Source organism: Acinetobacter sp. 231_lipA, assembly GCF_058243005.1.
Map to the genome: position 1 here is coordinate 1,410,540 of NZ_JBZAYU010000001.1, position 16,159 is coordinate 1,426,698.

16 protein-coding genes and 2 pseudogenes are annotated in these 16,159 nt (G+C 41.6%); 6 read left to right on the plus strand and 12 right to left on the minus strand.

From position 1 onward, the window contains the following. Positions 1–28 precede the first annotated feature (28 nt). Positions 29–1,030, minus strand: coding sequence for a bifunctional riboflavin kinase/FAD synthetase (ribF, locus tag AC4CUX_RS07115; protein ID WP_336957172.1), 1,002 nt, complete (start codon positions 1,028–1,030; stop codon positions 29–31). 206 nt (positions 1,031–1,236) lie between these two features. On the opposite strand from ribF, the gene AC4CUX_RS07120 reads away from it, so the two are divergent. Further along, positions 1,237–2,373, plus strand: a complete 1,137-nt coding sequence (locus tag AC4CUX_RS07120; protein WP_490792261.1) for a TDT family transporter — start codon at positions 1,237–1,239, stop codon at positions 2,371–2,373. A 132-nt stretch (positions 2,374–2,505) separates the two neighbouring features. Continuing rightward, positions 2,506–3,066 (plus strand): phosphorylase family protein, encoded by a 561-nt coding sequence (locus tag AC4CUX_RS07125; RefSeq protein ID WP_058868589.1) that lies wholly within the window; start codon positions 2,506–2,508, stop codon positions 3,064–3,066. 60 nt (positions 3,067–3,126) lie between these two features. Here the strand turns inward: AC4CUX_RS07125 and AC4CUX_RS07130 are convergent, their stop codons facing one another. Further along, entirely contained in the window at positions 3,127–3,765 is a 639-nt protein-coding gene (locus AC4CUX_RS07130) for a TetR/AcrR family transcriptional regulator (protein ID WP_058868590.1), read from the minus strand. Positions 3,766–4,093: 328 nt separating this feature from the next. On the opposite strand from AC4CUX_RS07130, the pseudogene AC4CUX_RS07135 reads away from it, so the two are divergent. From AC4CUX_RS07135 to AC4CUX_RS07145, 3 genes and pseudogenes are all read left to right on the plus strand, one after another. After that, positions 4,094–4,684 (plus strand): annotated as a pseudogene (locus AC4CUX_RS07135) (IS4 family transposase); the annotation flags it as partial. Positions 4,685–4,701: 17 nt separating this feature from the next. Continuing rightward, a complete protein-coding gene (locus AC4CUX_RS07140) occupies positions 4,702–5,403 on the plus strand; it encodes an IS1 family transposase (RefSeq protein ID WP_490792262.1) in 702 nt (233 codons plus the stop codon). Positions 5,404–5,431: 28 nt separating this feature from the next. Beyond that, positions 5,432–5,980 (plus strand): annotated as a pseudogene (locus tag AC4CUX_RS07145) (IS4-like element ISAba33 family transposase); the annotation flags it as partial. 129 nt (positions 5,981–6,109) lie between these two features. Here AC4CUX_RS07145 and AC4CUX_RS07150 read toward each other — a convergent pair. The 10 genes from AC4CUX_RS07150 to tnpA form a co-directional block, all read right to left on the minus strand. Continuing rightward, positions 6,110–6,910, minus strand: coding sequence for an ABC transporter ATP-binding protein (locus tag AC4CUX_RS07150; RefSeq protein ID WP_259234094.1), 801 nt, complete (start codon positions 6,908–6,910; stop codon positions 6,110–6,112). 10 nt (positions 6,911–6,920) lie between these two features. Next, complete coding sequence (ssuC, locus tag AC4CUX_RS07155; RefSeq protein ID WP_419381217.1) at positions 6,921–7,736, minus strand: aliphatic sulfonate ABC transporter permease SsuC; 816 nt, start codon at positions 7,734–7,736, stop codon at positions 6,921–6,923. After that, positions 7,736–8,911, minus strand: a complete 1,176-nt coding sequence (gene ssuD / locus AC4CUX_RS07160; RefSeq protein WP_419381216.1) for an FMNH2-dependent alkanesulfonate monooxygenase — start codon at positions 8,909–8,911, stop codon at positions 7,736–7,738. The genes ssuC and ssuD overlap by 1 nt, the downstream gene beginning before the upstream one ends. A 26-nt stretch (positions 8,912–8,937) precedes the next feature. After that, positions 8,938–9,933, minus strand: coding sequence for an aliphatic sulfonate ABC transporter substrate-binding protein (locus AC4CUX_RS07165; protein ID WP_419381215.1), 996 nt, complete (start codon positions 9,931–9,933; stop codon positions 8,938–8,940). A gap of 16 nt (positions 9,934–9,949) precedes the next feature. Next, entirely contained in the window at positions 9,950–10,909 is a 960-nt protein-coding gene (locus tag AC4CUX_RS07170) for a sulfonate ABC transporter substrate-binding protein (RefSeq protein ID WP_419381214.1), read from the minus strand. 331 nt (positions 10,910–11,240) lie between these two features. Then, positions 11,241–12,593, minus strand: coding sequence for an amino-acid N-acetyltransferase (argA, locus tag AC4CUX_RS07175; protein WP_114836725.1), 1,353 nt, complete (start codon positions 12,591–12,593; stop codon positions 11,241–11,243). Between the two features lie 124 nt (positions 12,594–12,717). Beyond that, complete coding sequence (locus tag AC4CUX_RS07180) at positions 12,718–13,074, minus strand: RcnB family protein (protein WP_058952456.1); 357 nt, start codon at positions 13,072–13,074, stop codon at positions 12,718–12,720. A 300-nt stretch (positions 13,075–13,374) separates the two neighbouring features. Next, on the minus strand, positions 13,375–13,758 hold the full coding sequence (locus tag AC4CUX_RS07185; protein WP_004684183.1) for an RcnB family protein: 384 nt from the start codon (positions 13,756–13,758) through the stop codon (positions 13,375–13,377). A gap of 339 nt (positions 13,759–14,097) precedes the next feature. Then, a complete protein-coding gene (locus AC4CUX_RS07190) occupies positions 14,098–14,253 on the minus strand; it encodes a hypothetical protein (RefSeq protein WP_004684184.1) in 156 nt (51 codons plus the stop codon). Between the two features lie 220 nt (positions 14,254–14,473). Continuing rightward, a complete protein-coding gene (gene tnpA, locus AC4CUX_RS07195; RefSeq protein WP_279683219.1) occupies positions 14,474–14,872 on the minus strand; it encodes an IS200/IS605 family transposase in 399 nt (132 codons plus the stop codon). A 39-nt stretch (positions 14,873–14,911) separates the two neighbouring features. On the opposite strand from tnpA, the gene AC4CUX_RS07200 reads away from it, so the two are divergent. Continuing rightward, positions 14,912–16,129, plus strand: a complete 1,218-nt coding sequence (locus AC4CUX_RS07200; RefSeq protein ID WP_419381212.1) for an RNA-guided endonuclease TnpB family protein — start codon at positions 14,912–14,914, stop codon at positions 16,127–16,129. Positions 16,130–16,159 lie beyond the last annotated feature (30 nt).

The following is a 16,159-nucleotide window of genomic DNA, read 5'->3' on the forward strand; positions in this document are numbered from 1 at the left end:
ACGCGTTTTACATAAAATTGATTGGTATTTAAAAGGGAAATGTGGGGGTGTTTTGGCGGAACTCAAGCAGTTTCACCACATCATCATCAATTCCCGCTTTGAGTGCTTCCAGCGAAGGGTAGTTCTTTTCACCATGTAAATAGTTTAAGAAAGTGACCCGCATTAACAAGCCATACAGATTAGCAGAAACATCAGGGAAATGTACTTCTAATCGCCATTCTGGCTGTGCTTGTTGAATGGCTGGACGTGTTCCGACATGACCCGCACCAAAAAGCGCTGAATGGTCATATCCTGCAACTCCTAATCGATCAGGGTGGTCTGCTTTCACTTTGTCGCGTAAAGACGTGGTTTCACATATCACATCTACACCATAAATGCCGTTTAAACAGGGTTTATGACGGTTTAAACGTACGTTAATGGTTGGAAAATCAAGGGTTCGGCCAATTTGGTCGCCATATTGTACGCGACCCGTAATGCTATAAGGGCGCCCTAATAACTGAGCAGCCAGCGCCAAGTCCCCTGCGGCCAGTGTTTGGCGAATCCGAGTTGAACTGACGCGTTCACCTTCTGAGAGGATGGTTTCTAGATTGTGGACTTGAAAACCATAGTTTTCTAGAAATTCGCTGTTGCCTTGGCGGTTTTTACCAAAGTGAAAGTCATCGCCTAAAACTAAACTTTGGGCATTGAGTTTTTCTTTTAAAATATCGGCAAATTGTTCTGCACTTAAACTGCGGAAGCTGTTGTCAAATTTCGCGACCGCAATATAGTCCACACCCAGCTCAGTTAAATATTCGACTTTTTCACGCAATGATGAAATACGCGGTGGAGCATCATAACCTTTAAAGAATTCAAGTGGTTGAGGCTCAAAAATCATCACCACAGTTTTTAGATTTTGTTGTTTTGCAACGGCTTTGAGCTGATGAATCATGGCTTGATGACCCAAATGCACCCCGTCAAAATTACCGATGGTGACAGCGGTTTTTTCTAATTGGGTATGTGAAGGCAAAGCATTTAGACGGAGCAGCTTCATGGGCAAATCAAGTGCTTGGAATTAAGAACGGCTTATATATTGCCATATTCTTGGGCATTCGTCTTGTGGTTGTTTTTTGACAACGAAAAATTTAGTGCAAAGTATACTTATATCAATTTTACTTATTTATTTAATATAAATTAATCAATTTTTCTTATTTATAGATTTGATTAGTATAAATGTAGATTTTAAATGAGGCCGAACTCATGCAAAAACCATTTACACAACTTGGACAGCGCCACAATATCATTCGTCAATTCACCCCCAACTGGTTCACTGTCAGTATGGGAACAGGTGTTGTGGCGTTAATTGTATCAGAGTTTCCGATGTTAAAGGCACTCACATGGCAACTCGGCACAGGGCTGTGGTATTTCAATATTTTATTGTTCGTACTTTTTAGTGTGTTATATGGCTTACGTTGGGCATTTTATTCGCACGAAGCCAAACAGATTTTTCAACATCCAAGCATGAGCCTATTTTTAGGGACGATTCCGATGGCGCTGGCCACCATCCTCAATGGCTTTTTAAAGTATGGTCAGCCTATTTATGGCGACACAGCTGTACAGATTGCGCAAATGCTCTGGTATGTCGATGTGGTCTTGGCGCTCTTGGTGGCGTGGGCAGTTCCTTTTGCCATGTATCGACATCAGGAGCATGCTTTACAGCAGATGACCGCGGTGTGGTTATTGCCGATCGTGGCCTGTGAAGTTGCAGCCAGCAGTGGTGGTTTATTACTGGGGCATTTGGCAGCTGATACTCACGCCGTTGCGATTTTATTGGGTAGTTATGTGTTGTGGGGTGTTTCAGTATTACCCGCCTTTGCAATTTTAACGATTTTAATGTTGCGTTTGGTTTTACATAAATTGCCTGAAAAAGAGTTGGCGGTCAGCAGTTGGTTGGCTTTGGGACCGATAGGCACTGCTGCTTTGGCGTTATTGGTTCTGGGGCATCAGGCACCGATGCTGATGGCGAGTTTGGGCTTAGCACAACTGGGTCAGTTATTTCAGCAGGCGGGAATTTTGGCCAGTTTAATTCTGCTGGGTTTTGGGCTGTGGTGGTTGGGGATTGCGGTACTCACGACTTTGCACCATGCCAAACAGGACTTACCGTTTAATTTGGGTTGGTGGGGACTGACCTTCCCATTGGGCGTGTATACACTCGCAATCTTAAACTTAGCCCAACAACTCAACTTGGCTTTCTTGTATGCTGTTGGCTATGCTTTTGCAACCATACTGATGTTGTTATGGAGTTTGGTCGCAACCAAAACGGCACAGGGTTTTTATCAAGGTCATTTGTTCTTTTCGCCGTGCTTAAAAACCTATTTAGAACAGCAGTATAAATGAGGTCAGAAATCCTTTCAGTTTAAAGTGCCATCTGATCTTATGTAGGTTGTTTGAGCAGAGACCAGAGGCGCTTTTCTTTCGGATCGATTTGTTTTCTAATGGCACGCATGAAGTCTGTTATTTGGGTATTTTATGTCGGATGTTGCACTAATCATGGCTTTGCCGAATGAGTCTAAAGGATTGTTTGAGCAAGCAGGGATTGAAGTTCACTACAGCGGTATTGGTAAAGTCAACGCGGCTTATAAAGCATTTGAAGTGATTCAAAAAACAGGCTGTAAAACCCTGATTAATTTAGGTACAGCAGGCAGTACGTTTTTTGATAAGCACGAATTGGTTGAAGTCTCTCAATTTGTACAACGCGACATGGATGTGTCTCCACTGGGTTTCGCTGTCGGTTTTACCCCATTTGACACCATGCATCCTGCGGAAATTCACTTAGAACCGTTTTTCCAGCAGCTCCGTACCGGCATTTGTGGAACAGGGGATAGCTTTGAAACAGGTAAGCCCAAAGTACCGTGTCATTTGGTTGATATGGAAGGATATGCGCTGGCAAAGGTCTGTAAAAAACAGGGTGTCCGCCTGATTTCGGTCAAATATATTTCAGATGGTGCCAACGACACCGCGCATTTGGACTGGGAAGACAATTTGTTATTGGGAGCTCAGAAATTATTAGCATTATTTGAAAGTATCTGAGGCTTTGATTCTGTCTTTTTCAATTCGGCGACCATAGAGTGCTATGGTCGTATGCCAAAATTACTCAGCTTTGAATAATGCAGACGGTGTTCGCGGGATCACGCCATACAGCATCATATGCACGGTATGTTGAATGACTCGTTGTTGCATACTGCGGTTACGTAGGGTTTTACCTGTTACCATTTCCATTTGCGTGGCAAAATCAGCATAGTTTTGTGTTAATGCCCAAATGTTGAGGATTAACAGCTCAGGGTCTATTTCAGTTGAAATTTTACCTTGCTCTTGCCAATTGCTAATGACTTTGGCTTTACGTTTGACCAACTTCTTTAAAGGCCCTTTGAGGATTTCCAAAATATGCGGCGCTCCTTGGATCACTTCTAAAGCAAACAAGCGAGACGCTTTCGGTTGAGTCCGAGAAACCTCAATTTTTTGCAATAAGTAGTTGGTGATCGCTTCTTCCGGCTCTAAGTCAGCTTCTAACATCTGTAGTGGGGCTAACCATTTTTGTAAAACCGTCGTTAAAACTTCAACGTACAAAGCTTCTTTATTTTCATAGTAATAGAAAATATTCGATTTGTGCATTTCAGCAATCTGTGCGATTTCATCTAAGCTTGCTCCATTAAATCCATAGAGTGAGAAGACGTCTAGTGCAGCATTCAGCAGCTGGTGGCGTTTTTGAGTACTCTTTTTCTGTTCCATTCTCTAATTTAAAAAACAATAAAAAGGGGGAAGGACAAATTGTACGGCAAATCATCAGATTTGTGCACAAAGTGGAAATTTAATTTTTTGAATAATGATCATTTATTCTGTAGATTGGCTCTTAAATTGCGATAAATTCTAAAAGTTGTCCAATAAAATATAATTATATAAAAACTATTTTGTCTAAACTATATGAAATGATTCAATGTGAAGTGGCATGTTTTGATAAAAATAACGTGAAATTTATTACATTATTTCTTTGTACACGACAAAAAAAGATAACTCATTGAAATAATGGCATAATACTTGTTTTCTGAAGACGAATATGATGACACATTTCAATGAGTTATATCTCATCTTAAACAAATATCTAAAGTGGAACAAGTCACATGCAAAATGTTTTACACTGATTATGCTTGCATTAATTGTAAAACAGACATGTAATCTTTCTTCTGCATCTAAAGCCTTACCCATCAAGTGCTTACCACAATCATTTTATCGACGTATACAACGCTTCTTTGCAGGTCAGTATTTCGATTATCGTCAAATTTCTCAGTTAATTTTCAATATATTTTCATTTGATAAAGTCCAATTAACTTTGGATAGAACTAATTGGAAATGGGGAAAACGAGATATCAATATCTTGATGTTAGCCATCGTCTATCGTGGAATAGCGATACCTATTGTTTGGACATTGCTCAATAAACGTGGAAATTCAGATACAAAAGAGCGTATTGCTTTGATTCAACGCTTTATCTCCATTTTTGGTAAAGATCGTATTGTGAATGTGTTTGCAGACAGAGAATTTATCGGTGAGAAATGGTTTACATGGTTAATTGAAAATGACATTAACTTCTGTATACGTGTTAAAAAAACTGGTGGTGTATCAAAAAGTATGCTAAAAAAAAGCAGGTTGAATTTTGATAAAATAGAGAAATGCAAATAACTCTAGAAATCAAATGTCCAACCTGCCTCAGTGACAGTATAAAGAAAAATGGCATCAAAGTAGATGGGAAACAAAACTACCAATGCAAAGACTGCAAACGTCAGTTTATTGGTGACCATGCTCTGAGCTATCTAGGATGTAATTCTGGCATTACTCGTAAAATATTACAGTTAATGGTCAGAGGCAGCGGTATACGAGATATCGCTGAAGTTGAGCGCATTAGTATCGGTAAAGTCTTACGGACTTTAACTGAATCGGCCTATCAAATTCAGCCTAAACAAAGTCATTATGAATCTCTCGAAGTAGATGAATTCTGGACTTTTGTTGGAAATAAAAATAATAAACAATGGCTTATTTACGCCTACCATCGAAAAACAGGTGAGATTGTTGCTTATGTTTGGGGTAAGAGAGATTTAGCTACAGTCCAAAGGTTGAAGACAAAGCTTAAACAATTAGGTATTCACTACACCCGAATTGCAAGTGATCATTGGGACAGTTTCATCACTGCTTTTAAAAACTGCAAGCAAAGTATTGGTAAGTTGTTTACTGTAGGAATTGAAGGTAATAATTGCAAAATAAGGCATCGAATAAGGCGTGGTTTTAGAAGAAGTTGCAATTTCTCCAAAAAGCTTGAAAACCATTTTAAAGCCTTCGACTTAACCTTCTTTTACATCAATAATGGCTTCATTTAATGTCAGCATACTTTTTAAAACACCACCAAAAAACTTTATTGTGACCAATCACTTAGCCAAGAATCATAAAATTAGTGATTTATTTCGTCATCTTCAAGTTGGTCAAACTGAATGTCGTAAACGACGTATTTGGGTTGGTCGAGTGAAACTGTATATTAGTGCGCTACGATTAGAAGATGGAGAACTTTTACTTGTTGTTTCTCCTATGTTTAATGCTTCTGCTATTCGTGATTATGCATTACGCTGGGAAATCGAAACGTTATTTAGTTGTCTCAAAGGACGTGGATTCAATCTTGAAAATACTCGTTTAACAGACCCTAGACGAGTCAAGAAATTGATAGCAGTGCTAGCTATCGGTTTCTGTTGGTGCTATTTAACAGGTGAATGGCAACATGATCGGAAAAAAGCGATAAAAATAAAGAAGCATGGACGACTTTCAGTAAGTTTATTTCGCTACGGTTTGGACTATGTTCAAATGGCTATTCTACGTTTGATTGGTTTTGGAAAAAAAGAAGAATTTAAGAAAGTGCTAGCAATTTTAAGAAAGAAAAAGCCTGATAGGACAAGGGTCCTATGAAATTTGTCGTGTACAGAGACATTATTTAAACTAAAGTATGCTTAAGTCATATGACAGTCTTCTGCTTTTTTTACTGAAATTCAGCATAAAAAATCCTTAGCCCCCCAAGCTAAGGATTTTTTAGTCTACTTATGTGGCTAAAACCGCATTTAACACCTGCTGTTCAAGGGTATTGAACTGCATATCTTTGACACGAGGGCGGGGCAGGTCGACTTGAAACTCTTTGGCAATATGGCCACGGTCTAGCAAAATAATCCGATCGGCCAGTTGAACAGCCTCACTAACATCATGGGTGACTAAAATGGCGGTAAAGCCCTGTTCCGTCCATAATTTTTCAATCAAATTCTGCATGTCTAAGCGGGTTAAGGCATCGAGTGCTCCCAAAGGTTCATCGAGCAATAAAATCCGTGGCTTATGCGATAAAGCCCGTGCCAAAGCGGTCCGTTGACGCTGTCCCCCAGAGAGCTGTGAAGGCCAAAGTCCCGCTTTTTCTTTGAGTCCGACTTTTTCAAGCAAACCCGAGGCAGTGGCATGTTGTTGTTTCGGCAACCCCAGTTGTACGTTTTGTTCAATGGAGCGCCATGGCAGCAGTCGTGGATCTTGGAACATGACCCGTATATCGTCTGCGGTAATCCCTTCGCGGAGGTGTCGTGCGGACTTAAACTTAATTTCGCCGTAGCTTTGTTGTTCTAAGTTGGCAATCAGGCGCAGCAGGGTACTTTTACCACAACCACTGCGTCCGACAATGGCTAAAAACTCACCCGGCTGAATATGCAGATCTAAGTCTTCAAGGACTTTAACTGAACCATAAAACTTATGCAGTTGTTCGATAATAATTTCGGCCCCAAGCACCGCTTGAGGGTTAATGTCTTGATTGTGATTTGGCAGCGACGGAATATTGGCATGGCGACCAAGGCTTAAATCAGTCATCTCAAACTCCTTATTTTTGGTATCCTGCATGCCAGCGCAGCAGGTATTTTTCTAATGTGACGGCCAGTACATCAGCCAATTTTCCAAGTAGGGCATACAGTAAAATCCCCACCAAGACGATGTCGGTCTGTAAAAATTCACGTGCATTCATGGTCATATAACCGATGCCGGCTTGGGCTGAAATGGTTTCGGCAACGATCAGCAGGACCCATACCAAACCCAGTGAAAAGCGTAGTCCGACTAAAATAGAGGGCATCGCACCTGGTAAAATAATTTCTTTGTATAATTGCCAACGGGTCAAACCATAGCTTTTCCCCATTTCAATCAGTTGTGGATCTACCGAACGTATGCCGTGATAGGTGTTGATGTAAATGGGGAAAAAGACCCCAACTGCAACCAAGAACAGCTTGGCGGTTTCATCAATCCCGAACCATAAGATCACCAACGGAATAAGTGCCAGTGCAGGAATGTTTCGGATCATTTGTAGGGTGGTGTCGAGTAGGGTTGACGCCGTTTTCGATGAACCATTTAACAAACCCAGAAAGAGCCCTAACCCCCCACCCACCAATAGGCCGAGTAAGGCACGGCCTGAACTAACTTGCACATGCTTCCATAGTTCACCACTCAGTAGCAGGTGCCAGAAAGCAGTAACCACCGCCGTTGGTGCAGGTAAAATCCGACTTTCTAAAAGTCCTGTGCTGGAGGAAATTTGCCAAAGCACAATCAAGCCGATAGGAAAGAGCCAAGGCAGCAATAGCTGCCCTAACTGAGTTCCACGTGAAACCTTTTCCTGCTGGAGGGTTTGCACTGAAAGGATTTTGGACATTAGGCAGGCTCCTGAATCACTTTTGCTTTTTTGTTTTCATCGGGTGTGTAGTTGTTTGCCACAATCTCACCAAAGGGGCCTGTTAAATTTGGCTGAGCCAACTTTGCTTGAGTTTCAAGCGGCAGGAGTGGAAACACCAATTCGGCAAAACGAATCGACTCTTCAAGATGTGGATAGCCTGAGAATATAAAAGTGCTGATGCCCAAGTCGGCATATTCTTGAATACGGGCTGCAACCGTTTCAGGGTCACCGACCAATGCCGTACCTGCACCCCCACGAACCAAACCTACGCCTACCCAAAGGTTTGGGGACACTTCAAGTTTGCTGCGGTCACCATTATGTAGTTCAGCCATGCGACGTTGACCGACCGAGTCCATGCTCTTAAATTTGGCCTGTGCCGCAGCAATGGTGGCATCATCGACATATTGAATGAGCTCTTCCGCCGCTTGCCATGCTTGTTCATTGGTTTCACGCACAATCACATGCAGACGTATGCCATAGTTGAGCGTACGGCCTTTGGCTTCGGCTTTGGCACGGACAGTGTCAATTTTGTCTTTAACAGCAGCAGGGGGTTCGCCCCATGTCAGATAAGTATCGACCTGATCAGTGGCTAACTCGATGGCATCATCCGATGAGCCGCCAAACCAAAGTGGAGGGTAGGGTTGTTGCACCGGTGGATACAGCAGTTTGGCATCATCTACCTTTAGACGTTCGCCGTGAAAGGTAAAGCTTTCACCTGTATGGGAGCGGGTTAAAATCTCACGCCAAATTTTGACGTATTCATTGGCAGTTTTATAGCGAGTCGAATGGTCTTCATAAACACCATCGCCTTGCAGTTCTTTTTCATCGCCACCTGTCACCAAGTTTAATAAAACCCGACCATTGGAGAGACGGTCAAAGGTGGCTGCCATCCGTGCAGCCAGTGCTGGAGTGGTCACGCCTGGACGCAGTGCAACTAGGAATTTTAATTTTTTTGTGGCATCAATCAGGCTGGCTGCGGTCAACCATGGGTCTTCACATGAACGACCTGTTGGAATCAGCACACCTTCATAGCCCAAATTATCCACGGCAACCGCAATCTGTTTCATATATGCATGGTCCACTTGACGAGCACCTTTGCTGGTACCTAAGTAGCGACTGTCACCGTGAGTTGGGATAAACCAGAAAATTTTCATTTTAAAAAATCCTTAGATAGAGTCGTTTAAGGTTTGCTCGGTGCAACCCAAACGGTACTTTGAACTTGAATGTGTTTCGGAATGAGCTGGACTTGTTGGAACAAATCCGCAATTTGTTGTTGTGCTTGCACCACTTCAGGCGTCAGGGTTTGAATTGGTGAAGGCTTCAGACGTTTGTCGATGACGCGTTGAGCAATAGAAGGCTGTAAACCCGTACTTTGGGTATAGACAGAAAGTGCTTGCGGTTGGTTTTTTAGCACCCATTGATCGGCCTGATTCAGCCCATGAATGAACTGAGCGGTGGCTTCAGGGTAGGTCTGAATGAACTTGGGGTTACCAATATAAAAAGAATAGGTTTGCGGAAATGCTGTGCCATCAATCAAGACTTTGGCATGTGCATCTTGCTCTGCTGCACTGAGGTAGGGCTCCCAAATGGCCCATGCATCGATGGATTGTTTATCAAATGCGGCACGCGCATCCGCAGGGGGCAGCCAAATCGGTTGAATGTCCTGCCAACTGAGTCCTGCTTTTTGTAAGACTTTCGCCAGTAACTCATGTGCGCTTGAGCCGCGTTGTACCGCAATCCGCTTACCTTTTAGGTCTTGAATTGAATCAATGGTACTATTTTTAGCAATCAACAGCGCTTGAGCATTGGCTGGAACTTGTTCATAGCCGACATAACTGAGTTCTTTGTCAGCAGCTTGAGCAAAGATCGGTGGGGTATTGCCCACAGAGCCAAAATCAACTGCACCGACGGCCAAGGCTTCTAACATTTGTGGGCCAGCGGGGAACTCTTTCCATTCAATTTTGGCTTGAGGAAATTGTTGCTCAAATAATTTTTGCTCACGCGCAACCAACAGGTTTAAAGACGACTTTTGATAGCCAATCGACAGGGTTTTAACCGGATCTGTTGCCTGCTTTTCAGAAGTATTTGTTGCTGCCGTGTCTTGCTTTTGGCATCCCCCGAGTCCAAGACTCAAGGTGACGATGCCAATACTAGAAACTGTTTTAAGTGTTTTCATGATGATCTCTATATTTTTATTTAATAATGGCAGCGTCAATATTCAGCTTGTTCGGAATGAGTTTTTGTTGATAGAAAGCATCGGCAACGTACTGCTGTTTTTTTGCGACTTCGGCTGAAATGGGTTGAACGCCAAAGCCCATACGACCAATCGAGGTTTGTAAAATGTCTAAAGACAAGCCTGTCGGTTTTTCTAACAATTTGGCTGCTTGTTGTTGATTCTGTTTGACCCACTGTGTGGTGTTGTTGAGTTCATTAACGACCGTTTTTAAAACTTCTGGATGGGTTTCGGCAAATTTACGATCGGCCAAATAGAACTGATGATTACTCACCAAGTTTTCTCCAGTAGCAATCACACGTGCTGAGATTTGGTGTTCAGCGGCAGCAAAGAAGGGATCCCAAATCACCCAAGCATCGACTGCACCACGTTCAAACGCAGCACGTGCATCTGATGGCGGAAGATACACCGCTTCAATATCAGAAAGTTTCAGGTTATTCGCTTCTAACACTTTAAGTAACAGGTAATGCACATTTGAACCTTTGTTGAGTGTGATCCGCTTGCCTTTTAAATCTTGAATGCTCTGAATCTTTGAGTCTTTTTGTACGATCAGTGCTTCTGCTTTAGGTGCAGCAGGTTGGTTGGCAATGTAAACCAAGTTCGAATTTGCAGCTTGTGCGAAAATTGGAGGCGCTTCACCTGCTTCACCAAAGACCACACTGCCGACATTTAAACCTTCGAGGAGTTGTGGACCTGCAGGAAACTCGACCCATTTGACTTGGACATTTTGTGCTTTAAGCGCCGTTTCTAAAGTGCCTCGCTCTTTGACGATGGGCAAAATGCCATATTTTTGAAAGCCAATATTGAGTGTGACGGTTTCAGCCTCTTTTTTCCCACATCCAGATAACATCATGGCACCCACGACTGCTGCAGAAAGAACGGTTGTTTTGATCCAGAACTGTGCTCGAGAAGTGCTCATGTGTTTCATAACTCCAAATAAATAAGGTGAGTGAGTTGGTGAACACATACGCTAATGGGCATTTCTTTTCAGAAAAAATAAGAAATCGGGCTTTAGACATGAAAAAAAAAGATAAAAACAAAAGTGCAAAACTTATGTAAAAAACAGCAATATAAAAAACATAAAATATAAAATTTATTGAGATTAACTTATTGATATTTATTGTTTAAAAGGTATTTTTATTTTTGGAATAAGCTTAGTGTTTCACGCAATATAGCTTTGAGCGATTTTTGCGGTGTTTTCTAGATAAAGATATGAGAAATAAAGATATCCATAATCCTGCAAAAGCCACTTAAAGTGGCTTTTTAAAGACGAGCGAGTTGCGCTGATAGTTGTATAAGGCTTGGCGTGCATTGGGAAGTTCATCGACATTAGCCGTTTCAAAGCCATGTTCTAAGAACCAATGTGCAGTACGTGTGGTCAGTACAAACAACTGTTGAATGCCTATACTGCGGGCTTTACCTTCGAGATAATGCAAAATTTGGCTGCCGCGATTTGATTTGCGATAGCTCGGGTCGACTGCGACACAGGCAATTTCAGCGCTGCGGATTTCACCCTCTGCTGCTGGCAGTGGGTAGAGTGCGGCGCAGGCCAAGATCATGCCATCACGTTCAATCACCGCAAATTGGCCAATTTCGTTTTCGAGACGTTCACGTGAGCGATAAACCAAAATGCCTTCTTCTTCAAGTGGGCGTAATAGGTTAATCAGTCCGCCGACATCTTGAATGTTGGCCATACGAACTTCTTCATAATGGGCATCGGTAATCATGGTGCCCGAACCATCACGCGTGAAGAGCTCCTCAACCAAGGCACCATCATAAGCATAGGAAATCAGATGGACACGATGGACGCCATGTGTGGAGGCCTTTTTAGCACCGCGTAAAAGCACGGCAATGTCTGGATTCGAATCTTGGTACTTCTCAATTTGTGCATCGAGCTTGTGTGGCGAAATTTCGCGTTGCAACTGACCATGTTCACTGAGCAGACCATGTTGTTTGCCCAAGAAAATCAGTTTATCCGCTTTAAGATGAATCGCTGTGCGGGTCGCCACTTCCTCTGCCAGTAGGTTGAAAACTTCGCCTGTGGTGGAATATCCAGTTGGCCCGAGCAGCACAATATTGTGATTATCCAAATGGCGTTGAATGGCATCGGTATCGACCGTACGAACTTCGCCGGTTAACTGAAAATCGACCCCATCGCGAATGCCATAGGGCTTGGCTGTAACAAAATTCCCTGAAACTACATCAATACGTGCGCCATACATCGGTGAATTGGCCAGTCCCATAGACAGTAAGGCTTCAATTTGCAAACGAATTGAGCCTACCGCATTCATCACGCAACTTAGTGATTCTCGCGTGGTCACGCGGCGATGTTGATGAAATGGCGTTTGTAGTTGGCTTTGTTTTAAGTTGTGGTTGATTTGCGGACGCGCGCCATGCACCAAGATCAGGCGAATCCCGAGTGAATGCAGCAGGGCAATGTCGTGAATAATATGTTGAAAGTTATCATGCTGAACGGCTTCACCATCGAACATAATCACAAAGGTTTTATTACGGTGAGCATTGATATAAGGCGCAGAATGTCGAAACCAATGCACATACTGCAAAGTTGTACTGTGATGTGTTTCGATGGAATTCGTTTGCATGCCTGTCTCAAAATGAACTGCTTAGCATGATTTTAATCAAAAAATGCAGAAGAGGAAGTCTTAAATAGAAAAACACCTGAAGCAATGTTCAGGTGTTCTATTGGTTTTGCGACACCAGCCAGAATTAACCGATAATACGTAGGATACGGTTATTGCGTTCATTGACTAAAACATAGTCACCATTGACCTTATACCACTGTTGGTAGCGTCCAGTGTTGGGTAGGCGACGTGCTTCGCGGTCACTAACATGATAACGCGATGAGTCATAGCCGCGTGGCAAAGTTTGACCTGAGCGCCAGTCTCGGCTTGGGTTAACACGTTTGTTTTGGTAGCGGTTGTCATTGTCCCAACGGCGGTCATCGCGATGATCCCAACGCGAGTCATGATCATGCGAGCGGTCATAGTATTGTGGTGCTGCCATTGCAGATGTGGCCATGAGCGCGCCTAAAGAGAGTGTGATTGCAGTCAGAATTTTTTTCATTGCTTTCGTCCAGTATGAGTCTTGTTTCAATCATTCAAAATTAGCGAATAACTCTAGAGAAAGCGTGAGGGCTATTTAGGTGAATTGTGAAATGTATGAAGAGACTGAGGAGATTGTTGTTTTTCTGCAATGCTTGCAAACAAAAGCTTTGGCACATAAAAAAACCTGAAACAACGCCTTCCATGCTGTGCCTGACTGTGGTCTCTTAAGAGGAGTATGCAGTCGTACTAAAGCGGGTGAAAGGGTGTTGATTCAGGTCTCAAGAATAATGTCGAGGAGTTGTACAAAATGAAGCGCAGATTAAAGCCCCATAATGCGCAGAATATTGTTGCTGTCTGCGTCGACTAAGATGTAGTCATTGTTGATTTTGTACCACTGCTGGTTTCTGTTTGGCTTTGGAAGATTATGGTCTTTATATTCGACTTTATAGCCGTTACCACGGTAATGCTGTGGCATGACATAACCTTGTTGCCATTTATGCTGTTGTAAACGTTTGACACCGCGCTCTTCGCGCATACGTCGACGATCTTGCTGATCGTCATTACCTGAATCGCGAAAGTCACGTCCGCGTGGCTCATTGCCATAGCGTGGATGATCGTGGTCAAACTGAGGGGCAGCAGTACTGAGACTGCTTGCCATCAAAGCACTGAAAGAGATTGCCAATACTGTCAAAATCTTTTTCATGTTGAATCCTCATTAAGGTAATTTCATTCTTTCCTATAATGTACGAAAAAAATGCAGAGAAACTGTGAAGATGAATTGGGTATTTATTAACAAATGCAGAGATATTAAGAAGATTATGCCCAATTCTAAGCCTGAATTAAATCATCAATTGCGCCAAAGGCCAAAGCAAACAGTCGGTATCTTCTGATTTTTGACTCATTTTGAGGGCTCAGATCTCCCTTTGTCAAAGAACGCATATAGTCAAACTACTTTATTGTCCATACAGTATTATAAAAAACTATAAATAATTCATAGGCTTATTTGTATTAGTTTTATAGTGATTTAACTATAGTGCATTATTTAATTCCACTGCTGCGTTAGATGTTGTAATGAACGGATTGAATGAACCACTGCTTCAGCTTGTTTGGCATCCTCCAAAGCACAAATCAGGCTTTCGGGTAGTTGTAAATTATGGATATGACGAATGGTGTCATGTTTACGTTGCAAATCAGCCATGCTGCATCCTTATTTTCAATTCTTGATCAATCAGAATGATAAATAGGAAATATTGATCTTAAAAACCGAATATTTTTATTAAAATAATTTAAAAATACGATTTAAAATATCCAACTAGCCAAGCTGAGTTTTCAACTTGGCTGATTCGGCTTAACTAACTATGCGAAATTCTCCATCTATAATCTGTGATTTAGATTGTGATGGATAGCACGACTTTTCGTTATTCAGGTCTTTCTTGATTTTTTATATATTCCCGAATTACATCAATTGTAGCCCCGCCTGTTGTAAGTAGACAGTATGCTCTCGTCCAAAGTACAGGCTTCCAATAATACGGTTTTAGTTCTTCCTCAAATTCTTTGCGTATCAGTCGGCTTGACACTGTTTTTAGATTGTTAATGAATTTGCTTGGCATGATATTCGGGTGCATTTCTAGTAATAAATGAATGTGGTCAGCTTCACCATTAAACTCAAGCAAGTCAATTTCCCAATCGGCACAGTTCTTTTTTACGATTTCTTCAAGCCGATTGAGCATTTCATTTGAAAGGCATTTCTTGCGATATTTTGTTACTAACACTAAATGATATATGAGCTTATAAACACAGTGATAATGTGATTTCATTATATTTACACTAAGTAATTAATTTGTTAAATTATAACCATGAAACAAACTTTTTTGAAAGCGTATAAATATCGCATCTATCCAAATTCTCAACAGAAAGTGCAGTTTGAAAAGCACTTCGGATGCACTCGCTTTATTTTCAATTGGGCTTTAGCTCTTCAAACCAAAGTCCATTCAGAAACTCAAAAATTATTATCAAAAAAGGATATTCAAGACCAATTGGTTGCAATGAAGAAGCAACCTGAATTTGAATGGTTGAATGAAGTAAACAGTCAATCACTTCTTAGTGGATTACTTCACCTGCATACTGCTTATAACAATTTTTTTCAGCGATTGAAGAAAGGCAAGATTGAATTCAGGAAAATTAAAGGCTACAAGCCAAAACTTGATGAAAAACGCCCATTGAGTCATATTGTTGGCTATCCACGGTTCAAATCCAAGAAAGTACCTCAACGGTCTTATCAATGCCCTCAGCACTCAACGGTGAGCTTTGAGCATGGTTTACTACATCTACCTAAAATTAAAGGGATAAAAACTGTATTTAGTCGGACATTTGATGGGAAAATTAAAACTGTCACCATTAGCAAAACAGCAACAGGTAAGTATTATGCTTCTATCTTAGTTGAGTCTGAGTTAGAGCTTGTTGCACCAACAACAGTTCAACCCGATCAAACTATTGGAATTGATATGGGTTTGAATCACATGCTCATTCAATCTAATGGTGATAAAGTTGAAAATCCAAGACACTTACGGCAGGCTCAAAACCGCTTAGCTATACAGCAAAAGATATTTGCCCGAAAACAGAAAGAATCTAAGAATTATCAGCGTCAAAAGTTAAGTGTTGCATTCATCCATGAAAAAGTGCGTTTGCAACGCTTAGACCTACATCATAAACTAACGCATCACTTGATCTGTGAAAACCAAGCGACCACGTATGCAGTAGAAGATTTAGGAATTAAAAACATGGTAAGGAATCGAAAATTAGCGAAGTCTATTTCAGATGTAGCTTGGGGTCAATTTCTTACGATATTGCAATACAAGGCAAAATGGTTTGGCAAGAATATTCTACAAATTGGAAGATTTGTTCCAAGTTCAAAAACTTGTTCTTGCTGTGGCTATAAGATGGAAAAGTTACCGCTAAGTGTCAGATTGTTTGAATGTCCAAATTGCAATTTGGTTGAAGATCGTGATGTGAATGCGAGTATAAATATCCGTAATTTCGCTTTAGCTGATGCACTAGGGCTTCGTGCTGTGTAAAGAGTTCCTATGCCACAATACTTGTCAGCG